Source organism: Flavobacterium notoginsengisoli (assembly GCF_014207905.1).
GTDB classification, from domain to species: Bacteria; Bacteroidota; Bacteroidia; order Flavobacteriales; family Flavobacteriaceae; genus Flavobacterium; species Flavobacterium notoginsengisoli_A.
This window is the reverse complement of the sequence record NZ_JACHLB010000002.1, coordinates 297490-316256: the sequence shown is the minus strand read 5'-3', so window position 1 is coordinate 316256 and position 18767 is coordinate 297490. Positions and strand designations below refer to the sequence as shown.

The 18767-nt window shown below is 33.0% G+C and carries 15 protein-coding genes and 1 other RNA gene; 4 read left to right on the top strand and 12 right to left on the bottom strand.

What is annotated here, in order from left to right; genetic code table 11:
- Positions 1-25 precede the first annotated feature (25 nt).
- Both HNP35_RS08280 and HNP35_RS08275 read right to left on the bottom strand, forming a co-directional pair.
- On the bottom strand, positions 26-562 hold the full coding sequence (locus HNP35_RS08280) for a hypothetical protein (RefSeq protein ID WP_184160243.1): 537 nt from the start codon (positions 560-562) through the stop codon (positions 26-28).
- 39 nt (positions 563-601) lie between these two features.
- On the bottom strand, positions 602-1810 hold the full coding sequence (locus tag HNP35_RS08275) for an NAD(P)-dependent oxidoreductase (protein ID WP_184160241.1): 1209 nt from the start codon (positions 1808-1810) through the stop codon (positions 602-604).
- Positions 1811-2049: 239 nt separating this feature from the next.
- On the opposite strand from HNP35_RS08275, the gene HNP35_RS08270 reads away from it, so the two are divergent.
- Complete coding sequence (locus HNP35_RS08270; protein ID WP_184160239.1) at positions 2050-3252, top strand: serine hydrolase domain-containing protein; 1203 nt, start codon at positions 2050-2052, stop codon at positions 3250-3252.
- A gap of 155 nt (positions 3253-3407) precedes the next feature.
- Positions 3408-3805: a transfer-messenger RNA gene (gene ssrA, locus HNP35_RS08265) on the top strand.
- A gap of 70 nt (positions 3806-3875) precedes the next feature.
- On the opposite strand, the gene HNP35_RS08260 is transcribed toward ssrA, so the two are convergent.
- On the bottom strand, positions 3876-4271 hold the full coding sequence (locus tag HNP35_RS08260; protein WP_184160237.1) for a ribonuclease E inhibitor RraB: 396 nt from the start codon (positions 4269-4271) through the stop codon (positions 3876-3878).
- 405 nt (positions 4272-4676) lie between these two features.
- Here HNP35_RS08260 and HNP35_RS08255 point away from each other — a divergent pair, with 405 nt between their 5' ends.
- Positions 4677-5258 carry a hypothetical protein gene (locus tag HNP35_RS08255; protein WP_184160235.1) on the top strand — a complete coding sequence of 194 codons (582 nt, stop codon included), beginning with the start codon at positions 4677-4679 and terminating at the stop codon, positions 5256-5258.
- A 14-nt stretch (positions 5259-5272) separates the two neighbouring features.
- Here the strand turns inward: HNP35_RS08255 and ppk1 are convergent, their stop codons facing one another.
- The 8 genes from ppk1 to HNP35_RS08215 form a co-directional block, all read right to left on the bottom strand.
- Positions 5273-7294, bottom strand: a complete 2022-nt coding sequence (ppk1, locus tag HNP35_RS08250; RefSeq protein WP_184160233.1) for a polyphosphate kinase 1 — start codon at positions 7292-7294, stop codon at positions 5273-5275.
- Between the two features lie 270 nt (positions 7295-7564).
- Entirely contained in the window at positions 7565-7858 is a 294-nt protein-coding gene (locus tag HNP35_RS08245; protein ID WP_184160231.1) for a hypothetical protein, read from the bottom strand.
- Between the two features lie 41 nt (positions 7859-7899).
- Positions 7900-8808 (bottom strand): glycerophosphodiester phosphodiesterase family protein, encoded by a 909-nt coding sequence (locus HNP35_RS08240; RefSeq protein WP_184160229.1) that lies wholly within the window; start codon positions 8806-8808, stop codon positions 7900-7902.
- A gap of 1 nt (position 8809) precedes the next feature.
- Entirely contained in the window at positions 8810-10384 is a 1575-nt protein-coding gene (locus HNP35_RS08235) for a calcineurin-like phosphoesterase C-terminal domain-containing protein (protein ID WP_184160227.1), read from the bottom strand.
- 10 nt (positions 10385-10394) lie between these two features.
- Entirely contained in the window at positions 10395-11828 is a 1434-nt protein-coding gene (locus tag HNP35_RS08230; protein WP_184160225.1) for a SusD/RagB family nutrient-binding outer membrane lipoprotein, read from the bottom strand.
- A gap of 7 nt (positions 11829-11835) precedes the next feature.
- Entirely contained in the window at positions 11836-15213 is a 3378-nt protein-coding gene (locus HNP35_RS08225) for a SusC/RagA family TonB-linked outer membrane protein (RefSeq protein WP_246453402.1), read from the bottom strand.
- Positions 15214-15359: 146 nt separating this feature from the next.
- Positions 15360-16283 carry a FecR family protein gene (locus tag HNP35_RS08220; protein ID WP_184160221.1) on the bottom strand — a complete coding sequence of 308 codons (924 nt, stop codon included), beginning with the start codon at positions 16281-16283 and terminating at the stop codon, positions 15360-15362.
- Positions 16284-16372: 89 nt separating this feature from the next.
- Entirely contained in the window at positions 16373-16960 is a 588-nt protein-coding gene (locus HNP35_RS08215) for an RNA polymerase sigma-70 factor (RefSeq protein WP_184160219.1), read from the bottom strand.
- 299 nt (positions 16961-17259) lie between these two features.
- Here HNP35_RS08215 and hmpA point away from each other — a divergent pair, with 299 nt between their 5' ends.
- On the top strand, positions 17260-18471 hold the full coding sequence (gene hmpA / locus HNP35_RS08210; RefSeq protein WP_184160217.1) for an NO-inducible flavohemoprotein: 1212 nt from the start codon (positions 17260-17262) through the stop codon (positions 18469-18471).
- On the opposite strand, the gene HNP35_RS08205 is transcribed toward hmpA, so the two are convergent.
- Positions 18463-18699, bottom strand: coding sequence for a hypothetical protein (locus HNP35_RS08205; RefSeq protein ID WP_184160215.1), 237 nt, complete (start codon positions 18697-18699; stop codon positions 18463-18465). The genes hmpA and HNP35_RS08205 overlap by 9 nt on opposite strands.
- Positions 18700-18767: the final 68 nt, after the last annotated feature.

The following is an 18767-nucleotide window of genomic DNA, read 5'->3' as shown; positions in this document are numbered from 1 at the left end:
GAAATCAGTAATCTATTGGTTATTCCTAATTATCAATTGGTTTCCATTTTCCTTTCTTAAAATAAACGTTATTAAATTTTGGAGAATAAAACACCAGATAAAAACTCCAAGCACTGCGATAAGTTGTTGGATTGCTAGACATTATATGATGAATCGGCTGATTCATATTTAATATCAATCTTTCTGAATTATAAGTTGTCGTTGTTTTAATTGTACCGCGATATCTTTTTACTATTCGATCTTTATCTGTGACATAAAAATAAATGGAATCGTTTTCTTTAATTTCAAATCTAAAATTGTCATACTGCCAATCAGATTGTTTTCCAGGAAAAAAATCACGGTCAACAATATATTGTCCATAGTAATCCTTTTTCTCCAATTCGGTTTTACCAGTCAACCACCGAATTGTTACTGAAAAAAGTACAAGGCCAAATATTCCTAACCACAACAAACCGATTGTCTTACCAAAAACTCTTTTCCGTTTAATCAACCAAATAAGCAACAATAAAAATGTTAATGGAAGAAGAATAAAAACGAAAAATAAATTAAAGCCAAATCCCATTTTATAAGATATTTAGTTATTGTAAGTCTTTAAATAAATTTACAATTCACCATTATCAACATAATCCTGCAAATAGCTAAATCTCTCTGTAAGTTTTCCATTTTCTGTGATTTTGGCACGTTTCAGAATTCCGTCTTTATCTCCGTTGAAGAAAGCAGGAATTACGTGTTCCATAAATTGTTCACCAAAACCTATACTGGCATCTTTTGGTATTTCGCAAGGCAAATTATCGACTGCCATTACAGCAACGGCAGCGGGATGAAAAAAGTCTACTTCTCTATCTTCTAAAGGAAAATATCCATATAAGGGTTCAGCGATTGTCGAAGAACGAACAGTGCAGGCAATTGGTCCATTTACATCGCACGAAATATCAGCTACTACTTTTAGTTTACAATCGCTTGCATTAAGCATCTCTTTTGTAAGAATTATTGGTGCGTTGCTTGCATAAAAATGTCCCGCAAAGTAAATATCTGAAACTTTAGTAAATCTTTCAAAATCTGACTCATATTCTTCAGGATGATGAATAAAATCGGTAAAATCTAAAACCTGTCCATCTTTTCTTCGATTGTACTCTAAAACATCCAACTGTACATATACAGCTTGTGCATATGTTTTAGTCAAATAATTATCGATTGTAATCTCTTTTATTTTAATAGCGTCTAAAATTTCTTTAGCTCCACTCCCAACCTTTCCAGTTCCAGTAACTACAAATTTTAAAGCTGGCATTGTAATGCGTTTCAAATGCTTTATTAAATCTTCTTTTCCAGAAAGAGTTTCAGCTTTTGGAAGTTTAAAAAGTTCAAATTTAAGTCCAAATGCTCTAATTCCGTTATACACGCCAACCATACCTGCATATCTTCCAAAACCAATTAGACGGCGATCTAGTTCGTCTACTATTGTTTCATGATCATACAAATCAATATTCTTCTCTAAAATAGCCTGAAGTAATTTTCTGTTATGCGGTTGCTTCTTAATGGTGTGAGAAAAGAAAAAATAAGCTTTGTTTGGAATTAAATTTTCTACGGGAACCTCTTTCACACCAAATAAAACATCACAGCCTGAAACATCTTCAGTTACTGTAATTCCCATATTTTTATATTCTGCATCAGTAAAAACTCTAATATCAGAGCTTTCAACTTCAACTGAAGCTTGATGATAAACCTGCTTTAATTTTGCTAATTCATCAGGAGAAAATACAACTCTTCTATCTGGCGGATTTTTTCTTTCTTTTATAATTCCAAACTTCATTTTAACTGATTTTAATATCTAATAATATAACTTTTTAAACTGTATTTGTTTCAAATATAACAAATTTAGTTAAATTTTTGTTTCTAAAATTCAATTTAGAATGCTTCAAATTCGTTAAAAGCTGAAAAACAAACGACTAAATTTTATAGCTCTTAAAAAAATGTTAAAAATCACAATTTAAAGCCTCAGAATTAAGAAAACAACAAAATTGAATTCGATATATTTGTTTTTAAAGAACGATGCAAATGATTTTCCTTAAAAAAACAAAGATACCACAAATACTTTTCTCAGTATTGGTTTTAAGCTCATGTGGTGAAAACAAAAAAACAACAACAGATACTACCCAAACGGTCGAAGATACATTACCTAAAATGAAGCCTTTAGGGGCAGAAAAAAAGATTTCTCAGGCTTATATAAACTCGGTTACAGGCAGAATAAATCACTTTTATAATAAAAACTGGCCTAATAATACTATGAATGGAAGCTTTCTGGTAGCTAAAAATGGCCAGATAATCTTTGAAAGATATAATGGATTTGCCAATAAAAATGAAGGCACAAAGATTACAGCTGAAACTCCAGTACAAATTGCTTCGGTAAGTAAAGTTTTAACTGCGACAGCGATTTTAAAATTGGTTAATGCTGGTAAAATAGATTTAGACCAAAAAGTAAATACAATTCTAAAAACATTTCCTTACGAAGAATGTACCATTAGAATGTTATTGAGCCATCGTACCGGAATGCGCAATTATGCCTATTTTACAGACCGTGACAAATCGGTTTGGGATCGACATAATCAACTAACAAATAAGGATATTCTTGATATTCTGGCGACAAAAAACATTGGTTTAGAATCTAAAACGGGAACACGTTTTAGCTATTGCAATACAAACTACGCAATGCTGGCGCTTATTATTGAAAAAATTACTGGCTTAAGCTATAAAGAAGCAATGTCTGAAATGATTTTCAAACCTCTTGGAATGAAAAACACTTATGTTTTTGACGATGATAAAGACAGAAAAAAGATTGTTCCTTCTTATAAAGGAAACGGCGTAGAAATAGGATTTGATTATTTAGATAATGTTTATGGAGACAAAAACGTGTTTTCTACTGCACGAGATCTTTTAAAATTTGATCGTGCAAGACAATCTCCAGATTTCCTAAAACCTGAATTATTAAAACAGGTTTATACTGGTTATAGCAATGAACGTAAAGGCACTAAAAATTATGGCCTCGGAATTAGAATGATCAACTGGGAAACGGGGCAAAACTTCTATTTCCATAACGGTTGGTGGCACGGAAATACTTCATCATATATTACTTTAATGAAAGAAGGTGTTACAATTATTGCACTTTCTAATAAGATGACAAGAAATACTTATGCAGTCCGCAAATTAGCACCAATTTTTGGAGATTACCCATTTAATTTTAAAGACGAAGAGTAAAATTTTAGTCTTAAAGCCGAAAGTCAAAAGTCGTAAAGTCTTAAAAACATTGCCAATGCCGACTTTCGACTTTCGACTTTGGACTTTATGACTTTTTTTTAAAATTTTTAATAGAAAGTAATTTCAAATATTCTACATTTGCAGACTTATTTTTTGGGGTCGACTGGTTTTGACAGCAAGTCGAATTGAACAGTAAGCACGTCGAGCATTGAGACCTTGCTCGTAAATATAAGATCTCGAACTTTTACACGGCGAAAATAATTACGCTTTAGCTGCATAATCCGAATCATAGTACGATTGCGCCACGTCTCTACAAGGTAGGGAAGCTGGATTCTCCTGGAAAGCCTTGGTTTGTGGCGTTCCGTTCAGGGGAACCGTAAAAATAAACCTAGATACTCATGAGCTTCGGGTGGGTTTCGAAACTTAAGAAGATAAGTGTTCGGTGGCTGTTTCTGGCCTAGCTTAACATCGAAAATCTAATCAGGAAATAAGCGTGTAGAAAGCTCTTTAGTTGCTTGTTTGGACCCGGGTTCGATTCCCGGCGACTCCACAAAAAAGCCTGTAAACTCTTTGTTTACAGGCTTTTTTTTATATTAATCTAATTTTAATATTTTATTTTAAACTTATACAACAATTTCCCAACTCTCGAAACTGCAATCATGCTTATATCCTACTTCACACATTTCTGCAACCCATTTGCTTAAAGATTCATGCATCATTCTAACCTCTGTTGTTCTTCCTGAAATTACAAAAGCGTTTTTATCATGAGATGCTATTGCGTAATTCACGGTATATCCAATATTTTGAATTTCCATTTCTAATGCCTCAGCTTTTAGAAACGAATCAGAGTGGAAAAAATAATCAATTTTCAATTCATCTTCTTCTTCTACCTCTGCATCTCGAAGGCTTACTAAAGATTCTGTAGCAAGTCTGTAATGCTTAACTAAATTTGCATTAAAATCGTTTTCAGAAACTAATCTTTTATCTTTTTTTGGCTTTAGGAAATTTAAAATACTCATTTTACAGCTTAATGTTTTAATTAATTTTAACAAACATATATAAATATTATGTTCCAATAAAGCTGATAATAAAAACTTAACATTGAACATTTTAACCCTAAAAAAACTTACCTCTAGGAGCCATTTTTTTAGACTAGTTTATTTAATGGTTAATAAAACATAAACTTTGAAATAGATATAATTCGCATCTTAAATTCATTCAAAAAATGGATTGTTAATAATATTTTTCAACAAATAGTTCTTTCTATCCCCCTAAAAACAAGGCTAAGTGAAAATAAAGTTTGTTATTTATAATACAAACCATATTATAAACACCTGTTTTTCAATTTTTTATTTAACTTTAACGTCCCACATCTAAACTCAGATATTCGTATCTGAACAGCCTGACCATCTAAATTTTAAGATATGAAATGGTTTGTCTATTTAGGAATTCAATCTAAAAGTAAAATCTCAGAGTCCACATCTGGAGAATATGATACAGATCTAGAAAAAGGAAAACAACTTTATCTTTCAGACAGATTTGATGAAGCTTTGTATCATTTGGATATTGCCGTAAATTCTGGCTTTAACACTGTAGTTTATGAATTGAGAGCAAAATGTTTTCAAAAACTAAATTATCATTACAAGGCTATTGATGATTTAGATAAAATAATTGAAGATAATCCATTAGAATTTTCTTATTACTACAGTCGAGCCGTTTCAAAAAATGCATTATCTGATATCAGTGGACAGATCGAAGATCTTCAAAACTGTATTTATTACTATAAGAAAAACAAAAATATCGAAAACAGTATCTTAAAAAATCTCGAAACCGATTTACTAACAGCAGGAAATTATGTAGAAGAAATAAAAAATACAATCGTTTCTATTCACAATGTTTCCTACTCTGAAATAAAAAGCCTTATAAACGAATGTCTTTTTCAAATAAAAAGAATACGAATTCGGACTAGAAGGTTTAATGTAATGAAAATAAAGGAGCCGGTTTAAATGACGATGAATTATTAAGAAATTCTATTATCAGCAGCAATCCAATTGTAGATTTCTGTCTGCGCCCTTCTTGATACGATATTATCTTCTATTTCCAATTCATTCAATCCTTCGCTGTTGATAGTTCTTCTTTTGGTATTATCTTCTAACTGCAACTGAATTATTTTGTTTATTTCTTTAATATGTTTTTCATCATATAATGGAAACGCCACTTCTATTCTTCTGTTTAGATTTCGGCTTAACATATCTGCAGAAGATAAATAGATTTTTTCCTGTCCGTTATTGGCAAATTTATAGATTCTGGAATGCTCTAAAAACATATCTACAATTCGATAGATTTTCATATTCTCGGATACTTTTTTAATTCCTGGCAAAAGTGTGCATATACCTCTGACTATTAATGTAACCTCAACACCTGCCTTATCTGCTTCAATAAGTTTATCAATAATATCTTTTTCATCTAGTCCATTTATTTTTAAGAATATTGAGGCTGGTCTTTCTGCTTTTTTATTTTTTATTTCGGTATCGATTAATTCCAGTAATTTTTCTTTCATATTAAAACCTGCGGCTAAAATATGTTTTGGTTCAGCACTTTTTTTCTTGGTTTTTAAAAAAGTAAAAATCTTTTTCAAATCGTTAGTATAAGCTGTTTCTGCAGTAAAAAAACCAAAATCTGAATAGATATTTGCTGTACTTTCATTAAAATTTCCTGTTGACAAGTACCCGTAATTCTTTTTATTGCCGTATTTGTCTTTCATCGTAATCATGGCTGCTTTGGCATGTACTTTTAAATTAGGAAGACTTTGAATAATTTTAATGCCGGCATTTTTCATTTCTTTAGACCAGAACAAATTATTATGTTCATCAAAACGCGCTTTCACCTCAACAAAAACGGTTACTTTCTTTCCATTCTTAGCCGCACTGATTAAAGCATTTGCTATTAAGGATTGAGAAGAAATTCGATATAACGTAATTTTAATCTCTGTAACATTTTTATTAATTGCCGCCTGATTAAAAAACTGAAGTACATAATAATACGATTGATACGGAAAATGAAGCAACTGATTTTGCTTCTTTATAACATCAAAAATTGATGTAGTATTTTCAAAAGGCAGATGAGGAAGATTTGGATAATACTTTCCTTGTAAATTTGGCTTAACAGGATTCGGAAACTTGAATAAATCGAAAAAATTATGATGACTTCCGCCCTTTATCATTTCACTTTTATAAAGTTTAAATGCTTTTTTACAAATCGAAAAAGAATCTGCGTCCATATTCGAATCGTATAAAAATCTTGTGGCAGAACCTCTTTTACGCTCTTCCACTTTTGCTTCAATTTTTGCTATTAAGTCGCCTGTACTTTCGTCTTCAATCAGATAATTTTCATCTCGGTTTAATTTTATGGCATTGCAGGAAATAATTTTATCTGCTGGAAATATGAATGCTAAACAATTTCTAATTATTGTATCGATTGAAATAATGTAATGTCTGTTTTCTATGCTTTGCAATTCTTTAAAACGATCTAATTTATCTGAAGGAATATTTAAATAAGCAAAATTATAATTGCCTTTGCTGTCTTTTAATTTTACTAAAAAATATAAACTTCGGTTATTTAAGAAATATGTTTTGGGTTGATTTAAAGTGATGTAAACAACTTGAATATAAGATAGAATGATACTTTTAAAATAATACTCAATCTCATTTGAATGTTCCGGTAATAATTCCTGATATTCATAATATGTAATATCGTTTAAAGCCAATTCGGTCAGAATGGAATAACTCCATATCTTTCCAAATCTATTTTGCTGCCGATTTACTTCTTTTAAAACGTCTTCCAAAAGATGACTGTTTTTCTTAGTCTTCTTTTTCTGCAGTTTATTAATCTTGACTCTAAAAAATTCATCTAGATTAGAAGAATGAATAGCCAAAAATTTGATTCTGTCATATACTGCATTATTTAAATCTTCGGCTTCATCCAAAATACAATTGTTGAAAGAAAGCCAAGACATTTCTGAAGGAATAAGATGGTGATGCACGTTTTAGGTTTTGATGGTTAAAACTGAATTAACAATACTAACTTCGTAAATTTAAATCATTAATTTTTCTCTGTTTCATTAGAAAACCAAGTAATTAACTAAAAAATAATCTATTACTAACATAACATAATGCATCGAGCCTGTTTGTGAAATTATTTGCATCAAAGATTAACTACAGTTTAAGAAATCAAAAAAAATAAGGAAACGAAAAAACCTCCAAGTAATTAAACTTGAAGGTTTTGCAACCAAAATTCAATTGAATAAATGAAACTAAAAATTTAATAAAGGTGGATTTTTTTGCAGCTCAGAAAGCAATTTTCGGTTTCCTTTGTTTACTGCTGTTCGTACTCTTTTTTTCTTTCCTTCATATTCCTTAATACATTTTTCGAGTTCTCCGTACAGCTTGTTATATTTCTCATATAACTTTTCTAGGGATTCCATACCTTCTCGGATTTCTGATTCTTGTGATTCTTCTAACACATAAGAAAATACAGAAGACATCGCTTCAAATTTATCAAAAGCCGCTGCAATAATTCGGTGCTCTCTAGCACTTATTCCATTCATTATTAAATCTTCTTTAATTAATTATTCAAAAAAATATTCTTTTACAAAGACAGTTTCTGCAATACTTTTTCGGGATAATCTGTAATAATTCCGTCAACCCGAAGCTGTATCATATTATCAATTGCTTTGTCGTCATTAACAGTCCACGGAATAATCTTCATCTTCATCAATCGAAGCGAATCCACTTCATTTTGGTTCAATAATTTATAATGCGGACTGTAAATTTCTGGCTTAAAATCAAGCAGTAAAAGATTTTTTGAGATACTGCCTTCTCCAACCAAATAGGCAATTTTCGTTTTAGGGTATCTTTTATGCATTACATTTAATACTGTCGGATCAAAAGACTGAATATTGATTTTTCGCTCAATTCCTTTGTCTTTAATGATTTTCATTACCAAATCAGTAAAAGCTTTTGGCTCTGGCTGTCTTTTACCATAATCCGATTTTTCAGATTTGATTTCGATATTGTATCGAACTGGTTTTAGATTGTTTTTGGCAATATAGTCTTCAACGCTGACAATCACTTCTGATAACAAAGGCTTGTATGTTTTTTGTTTCTGCTGCATCGGAAAAGCGTTATTTCCTCTTGAACCGCCGTCAAACTTTCTAATGCTGTCATACGTCATTTCATAAAGGTTATAACTCTTTTCTTTATCCTTTGCAATTGGGTTTCCTTCGCTGTCAAGCATATATTGCGAGGACATAAAAGCTTCATGAGAAACCACTACTTTCTGATCTTTAGAAATCACAACATCCAATTCTACAACATCTGCACCTTTTTTTACAGCACTTAGAAAAGCAGGAATAGAATTCTCTGGAAAATTCCCTCGATCACCTCGATGTCCCTGAACTTCAATCGTTCTTTTTGCTATAACTGCCTTTTGATTTCCGCAGGAATATGTTGCTGATACCGCAATTAAGAGACAAATTATCTTTTTGAATTTTAGCATTTTATTTCACTTTATCAATTCTGTAAGTGGTATTTGCAGTGTGCGTTTTACCAAACATATCTGTTGCTTTGATTTCAATAGCATGTTCGCCAATAGCAAGATCAGAAGGGATATTTCCTCTCCAAACGTGGGTGCTTTTTTCAGGATCTGACGAACGTTTTCCTGGCATAAGTACCTCAGATAATTCCCATTCATAAACCAATTCAACATACGATGGGTCTTGTACTTCTACATATTCCATTTCTTTCCATTCTCCTTGATCCACGCGATAAACCACTTTATCTTTTTTACTTCCCATAAAAAAATTGGCAAACACTCCAGATTTGGTACGTTTTGCTTTGGCTACCACTTTTGGAGCGAAAACTTTCATCTGATAATCTTCTGGTTTTCCAGCCACTTTATAATCAACGGTATATTTATTTCCATTAAAATGAATGAAAGCATACCCTTTTGGAGTTCCGTCTCTCATAACCGAAATTGGAATTCCTTTTTCATCTAGTTTTCCTGAATACCAGTCACCCGATGTAGTTCCGATATTATAATGATGATGCGGTGTTTCCTGCAACCAGCCATCTTTCTTTTCGAAAAAGTCCTGTCTTTGCATATGCGTGTGCGCCGAAAGCGAAAGCGTATTTGGAAAATCTTTCAATAATTCAAATAACTTTTGGCGGTCTTCATCTCTAAAAGAATCGTCTTTACCGTCTGGCTCGCTAATCGGAATATGAAAAGCTAATACAATTAAATTTTCCTTTGGAACTGTTTTAAGATCGTTTGCTATAAACTGCATTTGCTCTTCTGTAAAACCTCCCCAGTAGCCATCATGATCTCTTGGATCTGGATACAAAACATCATCTAAAACAATAAAATGTACTTTTCCGTAATTGAAAGCATAATTGGCTGGTCCAAAATGAGCTTCGTAGGTTTCATCTGCCAATTTATCTTCTTTGGCATCAAAATTTAAATCATGATTTCCCAAAAGATTGTACCATGGAATTCCGATTTTTTTAATTGCCTGAATATATGGATTGAATAAACTAAGATCATTTCCAACCAAATCTCCCATACTTAATCCAAATGGAATATTTTTAATGCCTTCCACTTCGGCAACAATTCCTCTTGCAAAAAAATCCACCTCTTCAAGGGTGTAAGGTTGTGGATCTCCAAAAATAAGGGCTGTAAAATCATTGGTTTCTTTCTGCGAAAGCAATCCAAAATCTACAGATTCCGGCAGTTTTCCTGTTGGCGCAACGCCTTCAAACTTTCCTTTAGGAGAACCCGCTGGCTTATGATTATAGAAAAACTGAGGCAGATTATCTTTATTAACCTGAATTTTATAACCAGAAGGTTTGATTACGGCAATTATAGCATCACTTTGCAACGGCAATTCGTAGTTTCCTTTTTTATCCGTTAAAACTACTTCACGGCCATTGGTTACTGCCACATTTGCAATTCCTTTTTCTTTCTTTTCCTTTTTACCGTTTTGATTCAAATCTTCAAATACGATTCCTTTTACACTTGTTTGAGCGGTCAAAACACCACAAAACAATAATGCGCTGTATATAAATGTCTTTTTCATTTTTATTATTTTATTTATCCCACCAAACTTTAGTATTGATATTATCGCCTCCAACCATTTCAACTGCTTTGTTATAGTTTTCAGTGTTTTTAATCTGCTGATTATCTGGATAAGTGAATCTTGACGGCATGATTCCGTTGTTTAGCATAGCTGTTGTTGTTGGCAATACAGGAAAACCTGTTCTACGGTATTCAAACCATTGCTGATAATCTGTAAAATATAAAGCGTAATATTTCTGCAACATGATTCTTTCTAGAGTTCCATCGTATTGTGCTTCTGGCTTATTAAAGTATGTTGTCGGAGTTGTCGCTTTTAGTTGTTCAATTCCTGCTCTCACTCCTTTTTCATAATGTCCTGCAGCATCTGCTATAAGACCTCTCTGTGCTAATTCTGCTTTAATAAATTCAACTTCAGCATACGTTAAAAGAAAGATCTGCATTGGATTTTGCACCTGTATATTATAAAGTGTCGAAGCATTGTATTTGAATTGAGAATCAGAACCAGCATAAGCACTTGTAATTCCTTTAAATCCAATTGGTGCATTAGTAACTAACGCTGTCGCACCTGTTGCAATTATCGCTCTTCTTGGATCTTCTAGCGTATTCAGATTATCGATAAAAAAAGAGGCCATTTTGATATTCAAGTTAAAATCCTGCGGTCTTCCCCAAGGAGAAACATTTGGTGCAACACCAGTTACTTTCAAAATTGCACTTTCAGCAGTATTGGTAAAAACAGGATAAATTTCTGGATGATCTGCCATGTAAGCCAGTTTTGCAAAAGCTCCCGTTTCTGTTCTGTTTGAAACTCTTAACAGCAATCTCATTTTTAAAGAATTGGTGAATTTCTTCCATTTTAAAACATTGTTTTGAAACAAAATATCTTCTGTATAAATCATTGCTTTACTTGTGTCATACAAAGTATTCGCTCTTTCTAAATCAGCTAAAAGTGTTTCATAAATAAACTCCTGTGTATCGTACTTTGGATACAAAATACCATCTTCTCCACTCACAGCCTCGGTCATCGGAACCGGTCCGAAAAGATCCGTAAGATTGGCATAAACCAAAGCGTTAAGTGTTAATGCAACTGCCTCATAATTGCCATCTCCTGCTTTTACTGAGGCCATTCGCATTTCTCTGATATTATTCAGCCATTTGTAATAATTATTCCAAGCTGAATTTCCAATATTATTGCTTACATCATAACGATGCAAACCTCCTGAAATACTTGGAAAAGGAAGTGAAACCTGCATTAGATTGAAAGTAACATCTACACTTTGTAGTGCATTCTGTGAAGCCACTCCATAAATAATTGGATTGATTAAAGTTCCTGGACTTATTTCAGTAATAAGATTAGGGTTTTCGTTAAGCTCTTCATAACCTCCTGTACAAGAAATTGTAAACCCTGTAATTAGTAATAGTATCGCTGTAATTTTTATCTTTTTCATTGTCTTATTATAAAGTCAAACTTAAATTGAAACCATAAGTAGCTGGAGATGGCATTTGTCCCATTTCAATACCTGGCAAAATGGTATCTCCGTTTAATGCTGCTGTTTCTGGATCGTAAATTGGAAAATCTGAAACAGTTGCTAAATCTCTTCCAAAAACTGAAAATTGAACCGATTGAAGTCCTGTGTTTTTCAGCCATCTTTTTGGCATATTATATTGAAGACTGATTTCTCGAAGTTTTCCAAAAGAAGCGTCAAAAGAGTTCGACTCGATATTTGCTCTTCGGTAATAACGAGTGTACCAATCTGCTGTTTTTACTTGTTTCGTATTTGGAGAATAAGAACCGTCTGCATTCTGAACCACACCTTCACCAATGATAAAGCCAGTTTCTCTACCCATACTATTTGAATTTAATTTTCCTTGTTCAGAAAGTTTGTGATGTGTCTGCGAATAAATGATTCCTCCGTACTGACCATCCAAAGTGACATTCATAGTAAAGTTTCCGATTGAAAAACTATTGGTAAAACCCGCTTTCCATTTTGGACTTGCATCGCCAATGTATTGAATTTCTTCAGGATATGCTGGAAGACCTGCATTATCGTAAACAATCTGGCCATCAGGAGAACGAACAAATCCGAAACCGTAAATAGCACTAGTTGTTCCGCCTACCTTTGCAATAATAGAAGCCGTTCCTCCTGTACCAATAATCTGCTGGCCATCGATTCCTTCTGGAAGTTCCATTACTCTATTCCAGTTTCTTGACCAGTTTACGGTCGAATTCCATTTAAAATTTTCACCGTCAATAATTTTTCCGCCAAGTGTAATTTCAATCCCTCGGTTTCTTACTTTTCCTCCATTCAAAACCGCTCCGCTGTAACCTGTTGAGAAGTCCATCGGAATATCGATAATCTGGTTCTTTGTAACACTCTCGTAAACCGTAGCATCTCCTGTAAGTCGGTTTTTAAGCATTCTGATTTCAAAACCTGTCTCAAAACTTGTTGTAATTTCAGGCTTAAAATGATTGTTGTATAAAACTGTTAGAGTCTGTGCAGAACTTGGGAAGGCACTTTGTCCGTAATATTTCTGCGTTTTATAAGGTTCTGTATCATTTCCAACCTGAGCGAAAGAAAGTCTGTATTTTAAGAAATCAATTGATTTTGGAAGCGAAACCATTTCAGAAATAACCGCACTTGTATTAATCGACGGATAGAAGAATGAATTATTTTCAACCGGAAGCGTACTTGTCCAGTCATTTCTTCCCGTAATATCAACAAAAAGCATATCGGCATAAGACATAGATACTAATCCATACAAACTGCTCATTTTTTTGTAAGCATCACCTAAAGTTAAAATTGGTGCGCTAGAACCATTTGAAAGTTTGTAAACTCCAGGTACAACCAAACCTGTAACTTCGGCTTCTGTTCTTCGGTATTTATAACTCATCGCATTTCCTCCGGCTGAAGCTGCAAGTGAGAATTTATTTCCAAAGTCTTTTTTATAAGAAAGTAAAAAATCGGAGTTGATTTCTTGTTTGAAAACATCTTGTCTTTCATAAAATCCCTTCGCGTATCTGTTGATGCTGTATGGCCTTTTCTGCTCTCTTGTCTGATTATAAGTGTTCATTGAAGAACGAAGCATTAACTCCAGATTTGACGATAAAGTGATATTGGCAAAAATATTCCCCACAATCTGATCACTATCTAATGTATTCGTTGCTTCATAAGCAATCAAATACGGATTATCAATAAAAGAACTGAAAGGATGTAATTGCTCGATTTGCTCTTTGCCTTTCACCCAAATTGGACGATACCAATCTAAATCGATATTAGGCTGCTGAAAAATCATAAAATAAGCGATAGAACCATTGTTGTAACCTGTAGAAGGTAAATTGTCACTATTTCTTGTATTATAATTAATCGCTGTTCCTAATTTGATTTTATCTGACACTTGATAGTTGGCATTGACAGCAGCAGTAACTCTATCAAAACCAGTATTAGGCATAATCCACTCATTTTTTTGATTTCCAACAGAAAGACGCATTGATCCTTTGCTGTCGCCTCCTTGAATAGAAATATTATTGTTCAAAGTCACACCGGTTCTCCAGAAATCTTTTCGGTTGTCTCTGTAAGGCTGCCAAGGCAATCTCTGTGCTGATTGTCCTTCGAGAACTGGATCATATTGATAGAAATTTTGTCCAGTAAAAGCTGGTCCCCAAGCACTGCTGGTTCCGCTGGTCGAAGTCCCGTCTGCAGAATTTCCATAAGAATAATACTGATTACCAGAAGCGTCAGGCGAATTTCCTGTTCCTTGTCCATAAGTATATTGGTAATCTGGCCATCTTTGAATCACATCAAATGTAGCTCCTGTATTTACTGAAATTCCTAAACCTTTGTTTTTCTTTCCAGATTTTGTGGTAATAATTAAGGCTCCGTTTGCTGCACGGCTTCCATAAAGAGCAGTTGCACCAGCTCCTTTTAAAACTGTAACAGCATCGATATCATCTAGATTAAGATCTGAAATTCCGTTACCGTAGTCAATTGGAGAATCTTCTCCCATATAAGCACTGCTCGATCCAGAAGTTGTCATTTCAGCATTTACGGGAACACCGTCGACAACAATCAGCGCATAATTTCCTTTTGGGCTTAAGGATCTGTTTCCTCTAAGCGTAATCTGCTGCGAATTTAATGGTCCAGAACCTGTAGAAGTAATGCTTAAACCTGCCACTTTTCCTTTTAATCCAGATGACCAGTTGTTTGGTCGTCCCTGAGATAAATTATCAGATTTTATAGTCTGCTGCGAGAATCCTAATTTTTTTTCTTCTCTTTTAATTCCCAAAGCTGTTACCACGACTTCATTAAGTTCGCTTGTACTTAATTTCATTACAACTGTAATTGGATTAGCACTCGCTTGAACCTCTTGAGAAACATATCCCATATAAGAAACGACAAGAACAGCCGAAGCATTTACAGCAAAGCTGAAATTTCCTTCCATGTCTGTCATTGTATTGGTTTTTGTTCCTTTTTCGAGAATCGTAACTCCTGGCATTGGCATTCCGCTTTCGTCTAGAACTTTTCCTCGCACGTTCATTTGAGCGCGAAGATTTCGGGTAACTGTAATCGTGTTGTTGAGTTTTTTAAATGAAAGACCTGTTTTTGCTGCTACTTTTGCAAGCACTCCGTCAAGGCTTTCTTTTTCCGCATAAATGGAAATGCGCTGTGAACTTCCAGATATCTTTTCGTCAAAAAGAAAAGTAAAAGATGTTTTCTGTTCTACTGCATTGAAAAATTCTGTAATTGCAGCATCTTTTAGATTAAGGCTAATCTGCACATCTTTACCCGAGTGCGTAGAAGAAAATCCTTTAAAGGAAAAAATTAATAAAATCATTAAGTAAAGATTTTTCATCTTTATATACTTATTGAAAAAAAATTGTAGTTTCGTATTCATTACTATTAGGCTATAAATTTTATTTTTAGTCTTTTAAAATCGCCCGTTTTCGTTGCACCGAAAGCGGGTTTGTTTTTTCTGTTTTTTTAAGGTGTCTTTTTTCTTATAGTGATATGGTTTTTAGTGGTGTAATTTATTTTTAGTTGTTTTAAATAGGCAATACTTTCTAATACATTCTCCAGTTTTTCATCTTTAAATTTTCCTGAAATCGTAAGATCATTCAATTCTTGATCTTCAATATCAATACTTACATTATACCAGTTTTCAATAATTTTAACCGTTTCAGAAAGTTTGGTATTTTTAAGCATAATGGTATTGCTGATCCAAGCAATTTTATCGTCGCTGTTTTCTGTAGAAATTTGAAAATCAGAATTTTGAATTAAATCAGCCTGCTGATTTTTAGTAATCTGAACCTTTTTACCCGTTGGTGAGCTTACTTCAACTTTCCCGCTGATAACGCTTACTTTGGTATCGTGATGGTTATAGGAATTAATATCAAAAGAAGTTCCAAGCACTCTAACTTTTACGTCGTGTGTTTGTACAATAAAAGGACGTTTTACATCTCTGAAAACTTTAAAATAAGCCTGTCCAACAAGCTCTATATTTCTTGTTTTATCAAATTCTTCAGGATAAGTAACACTACTATTTGAGTTAAGTACAATGACACTTCCGTCTTCAAGGAAAATTTCTTTCTTTTCTCCTTTGGCCGTAAGTTGAGTGATTTTTCTAGGTTGGAAAACAAACTTAGCTGCAGAAAATGCAATCGAAAGTCCGACAACTAAAATTGCCGCAATTTTCAACGCTTTTCGGATAGTATATTTTTTTGGTTTTACCTGTAATTCTGAAAAGATCTTATTTAGAATTACATCACCTTTTTCATCAGATAGTTCTATGTCTGATGATTGTTCCTGCATCTTATCAAAAAATGATTCAACTGCTATTTTTTCTTCAGGCGTGCAGGTACCTTCTTCGTATTTTTTTGCTAATTGCAAAAAGATTTCTTTTTTCAAAATATGTGCTTTTATATACAAGTCACATTTTTTGAATTGAACAAGTAGTCGAAAATGCAGGCTTAACGTTTTCTTAAAACCAGTGTTTTTTAGTTAACATAAAAGAACGCTGCCCAGTAAAAAAGAAGATAATTATAAGATGTGTTATTAAGACGAAGCTGCTTTAGAGCATTGCTAATATGCTTCTCTACAGTATGAATTGATAAATTGAGTTTTGTTGCAATTTCAGCATTTGTAAAATGATCCATACGGCTGAGCAGAAAGACTTCTCTGCATTTAGGTGTCAATTTATTAATCTGATCGTTGATATTTTTCTCTAAATCAATATACTCCAAATCATTTATAGTTAGGCTTGAATCTGGAATACTTTCTAATATTTCGATATGCTGCTGGTCAAATTTCAGGTTTCTGATTTGATTCGCAATCTTATATTTTACGGCTCTAAAAAGGTAAGCTTCAAGGTTTAGGATTACGGTACTAGAGGCATTTTTCCAAAGACTTATAAAGATTTCCTGAACGATATCTTCGCAAATTGCTTCATCTTTATATATTTTGAAAGCGTAAGTATAAAGCTTTTTCCAATAACGGTTAAAAATAATTGAAAACGCAGTATCGTTTCCTTCAAAAATTAATTTCTGAAGTTCATCGTCAGGCATTTTCAAAAGATCTTTTTCCATGAGAGATTAAAAAAGCAAATGAAAAGGAACTGATAAAAAATACCTAAGAAGTTAATTTAACTTTGTGTTAAATTAACGATCCAAAAATCTATAGATTAATCCAGTTCTTATAATAATTCATCTGTTCTAGTTTTAGATTCCAGTACTTTTTTAAACTTAGGTAATAGCTTAATATTTCTACTTTCATTATGATTTGAATCATAAATCTGAGCTTTGGATGCATTCTAAATTTGCAATTATTGAAATGGTAACAGCACTATTTCAGCAAATCAAATATTTAATCCAAATATTATTAAAAAATGAATTCAGATCAAAAAGAGCTTATAAAAGCTACAGTTCCTATCTTAAGATCAAGCGGAGAAGACCTTACAAATTACTTCTATGCCCGAATGTTTAAACATCATCCAGAGCTACAAAATATGTTCAATATGGGAAATCAAGCCAATGGAAGACAAAAATCAGCTTTAGCAAATGCCGTACTTGCTTATGCTGAAAACATCGATAATCCGAGTGTTCTTTTGGGAGTGCTTAAAGGAATCGGAACCAAACACAGAAGCCTTAATATTCAGCCAGAACAATACAAAATTGTTGGAACCCATTTAATCGCCTCTATTGGCGAAGTCGTTGGCGAGGCAGCAACACCCGAAATTCTCGAAGCATGGACAGTTGCATTTTATCAGCTTGCACAGATTATGATCGATCTCGAAAAACAATTATATAACGAAAATGAAGCTAAACCAGGAAGCTGGAATGGCTGGCGAAAATTTGTAATCAAAAAAATAGTCGAAGAATCAACTGAAATAAAATCTTTCTATCTGTATCCCGAAGACGGAAAAGAAATTGCTGATTTTCATCCCGGACAATTCATCAGCGTTCAGGTTTTTGTAGAAGAATTAAATCTTTTACAACCGAGACAATACAGTTTATCAAGTGCTTTTAATCCTGAATACTACAGAATTTCTGTAAAAAGAGAAAATGGAATTGCTCCTAATCCATCTGGAATGGTTTCTAATACTCTTCATTCCAAATCAGAAGGAGATGTTATTTCTATCTCTTCTCCAGCAGGAATATTTCATTTGGAAAAAGATTCTGAAAATCCATTAGTCTTAATAAGTGGCGGAGTAGGTTTTACACCAATGCTAAGTATGCTAGAAACTAATTTAAATGCATTGCAGAATAAAAAAACCGTTTGGATTCATGGTTGTCGAAATGAATCTGTTCATGCATTTAAAAGTCAGATTTCGAATTTAAAACAAGAAGTAAAATGGCTTGAAACTTTTACATTTTATGATAGCGTTGATAATCTTGAAAATTCATCAGAGCAAATTTTACAAGGACGTGTTGACCTTCATAAATGTAAAGAGGCTATTTTATTGGATGAGGCCAAATTCTATATCTGCGGTCCAGAGTTATTTATAAGATCTCAATACGAGTCATTACTTAATTTAAATGTTAAAACAGAAAACATTTTCTACGAAGAATTTGGACCTCAATTAATCAATTTAAATTAAAGTGAAAACTAACACATTCTCTATTAAGAAATCTTGGGTATTAGCTTTTAGAAATTTGATTACAACTTTATTCATAACCTTGATTCTTGCTTGTTTAAACTGCACAGACCAATCAAATTTTTTCTTTTTTTGGATGCGCTCTTGGATTGTTGCGAGTTTAATCTCTAATTTCTTTTCCTTTGTAATATTTTCAAATAGAAAATAATAGAACGTAAAGGCTGCTTTCAATTTTTGAGGCAGCCTTTTTTTATAATTCAATTTCATATTAGATGAAAATCTAACAAGACTATAAAAAA

Bases quoted from the DNA above. Each gene is read 5' to 3' on its own strand.
- HNP35_RS08280 (WP_184160243.1), bottom strand. From the start codon at position 562: ATGGGATTTGGCTTTAATTTATTTTTCGTTTTTATTCTTCTTCCATTA.
- HNP35_RS08275 (WP_184160241.1), bottom strand. From the start codon at position 1,810: ATGAAGTTTGGAATTATAAAAGAAAGAAAAAATCCGCCAGATAGAAGA.
- HNP35_RS08270 (WP_184160239.1), top strand. From the start codon at position 2,050: ATGCAAATGATTTTCCTTAAAAAAACAAAGATACCACAAATACTTTTC.
- HNP35_RS08260 (WP_184160237.1), bottom strand. From the start codon at position 4,271: ATGAGTATTTTAAATTTCCTAAAGCCAAAAAAAGATAAAAGATTAGTT.
- HNP35_RS08255 (WP_184160235.1), top strand. From the start codon at position 4,677: ATGAAATGGTTTGTCTATTTAGGAATTCAATCTAAAAGTAAAATCTCA.
- HNP35_RS08245 (WP_184160231.1), bottom strand. From the start codon at position 7,858: ATGAATGGAATAAGTGCTAGAGAGCACCGAATTATTGCAGCGGCTTTT.
- HNP35_RS08240 (WP_184160229.1), bottom strand. From the start codon at position 8,808: ATGCTAAAATTCAAAAAGATAATTTGTCTCTTAATTGCGGTATCAGCA.
- HNP35_RS08235 (WP_184160227.1), bottom strand. From the start codon at position 10,384: ATGAAAAAGACATTTATATACAGCGCATTATTGTTTTGTGGTGTTTTG.
- HNP35_RS08230 (WP_184160225.1), bottom strand. From the start codon at position 11,828: ATGAAAAAGATAAAAATTACAGCGATACTATTACTAATTACAGGGTTT.
- HNP35_RS08225 (WP_246453402.1), bottom strand. From the start codon at position 15,213: ATGATTTTATTAATTTTTTCCTTTAAAGGATTTTCTTCTACGCACTCG.
- HNP35_RS08215 (WP_184160219.1), bottom strand. From the start codon at position 16,960: ATGGAAAAAGATCTTTTGAAAATGCCTGACGATGAACTTCAGAAATTA.
- hmpA (WP_184160217.1), top strand. From the start codon at position 17,260: ATGAATTCAGATCAAAAAGAGCTTATAAAAGCTACAGTTCCTATCTTA.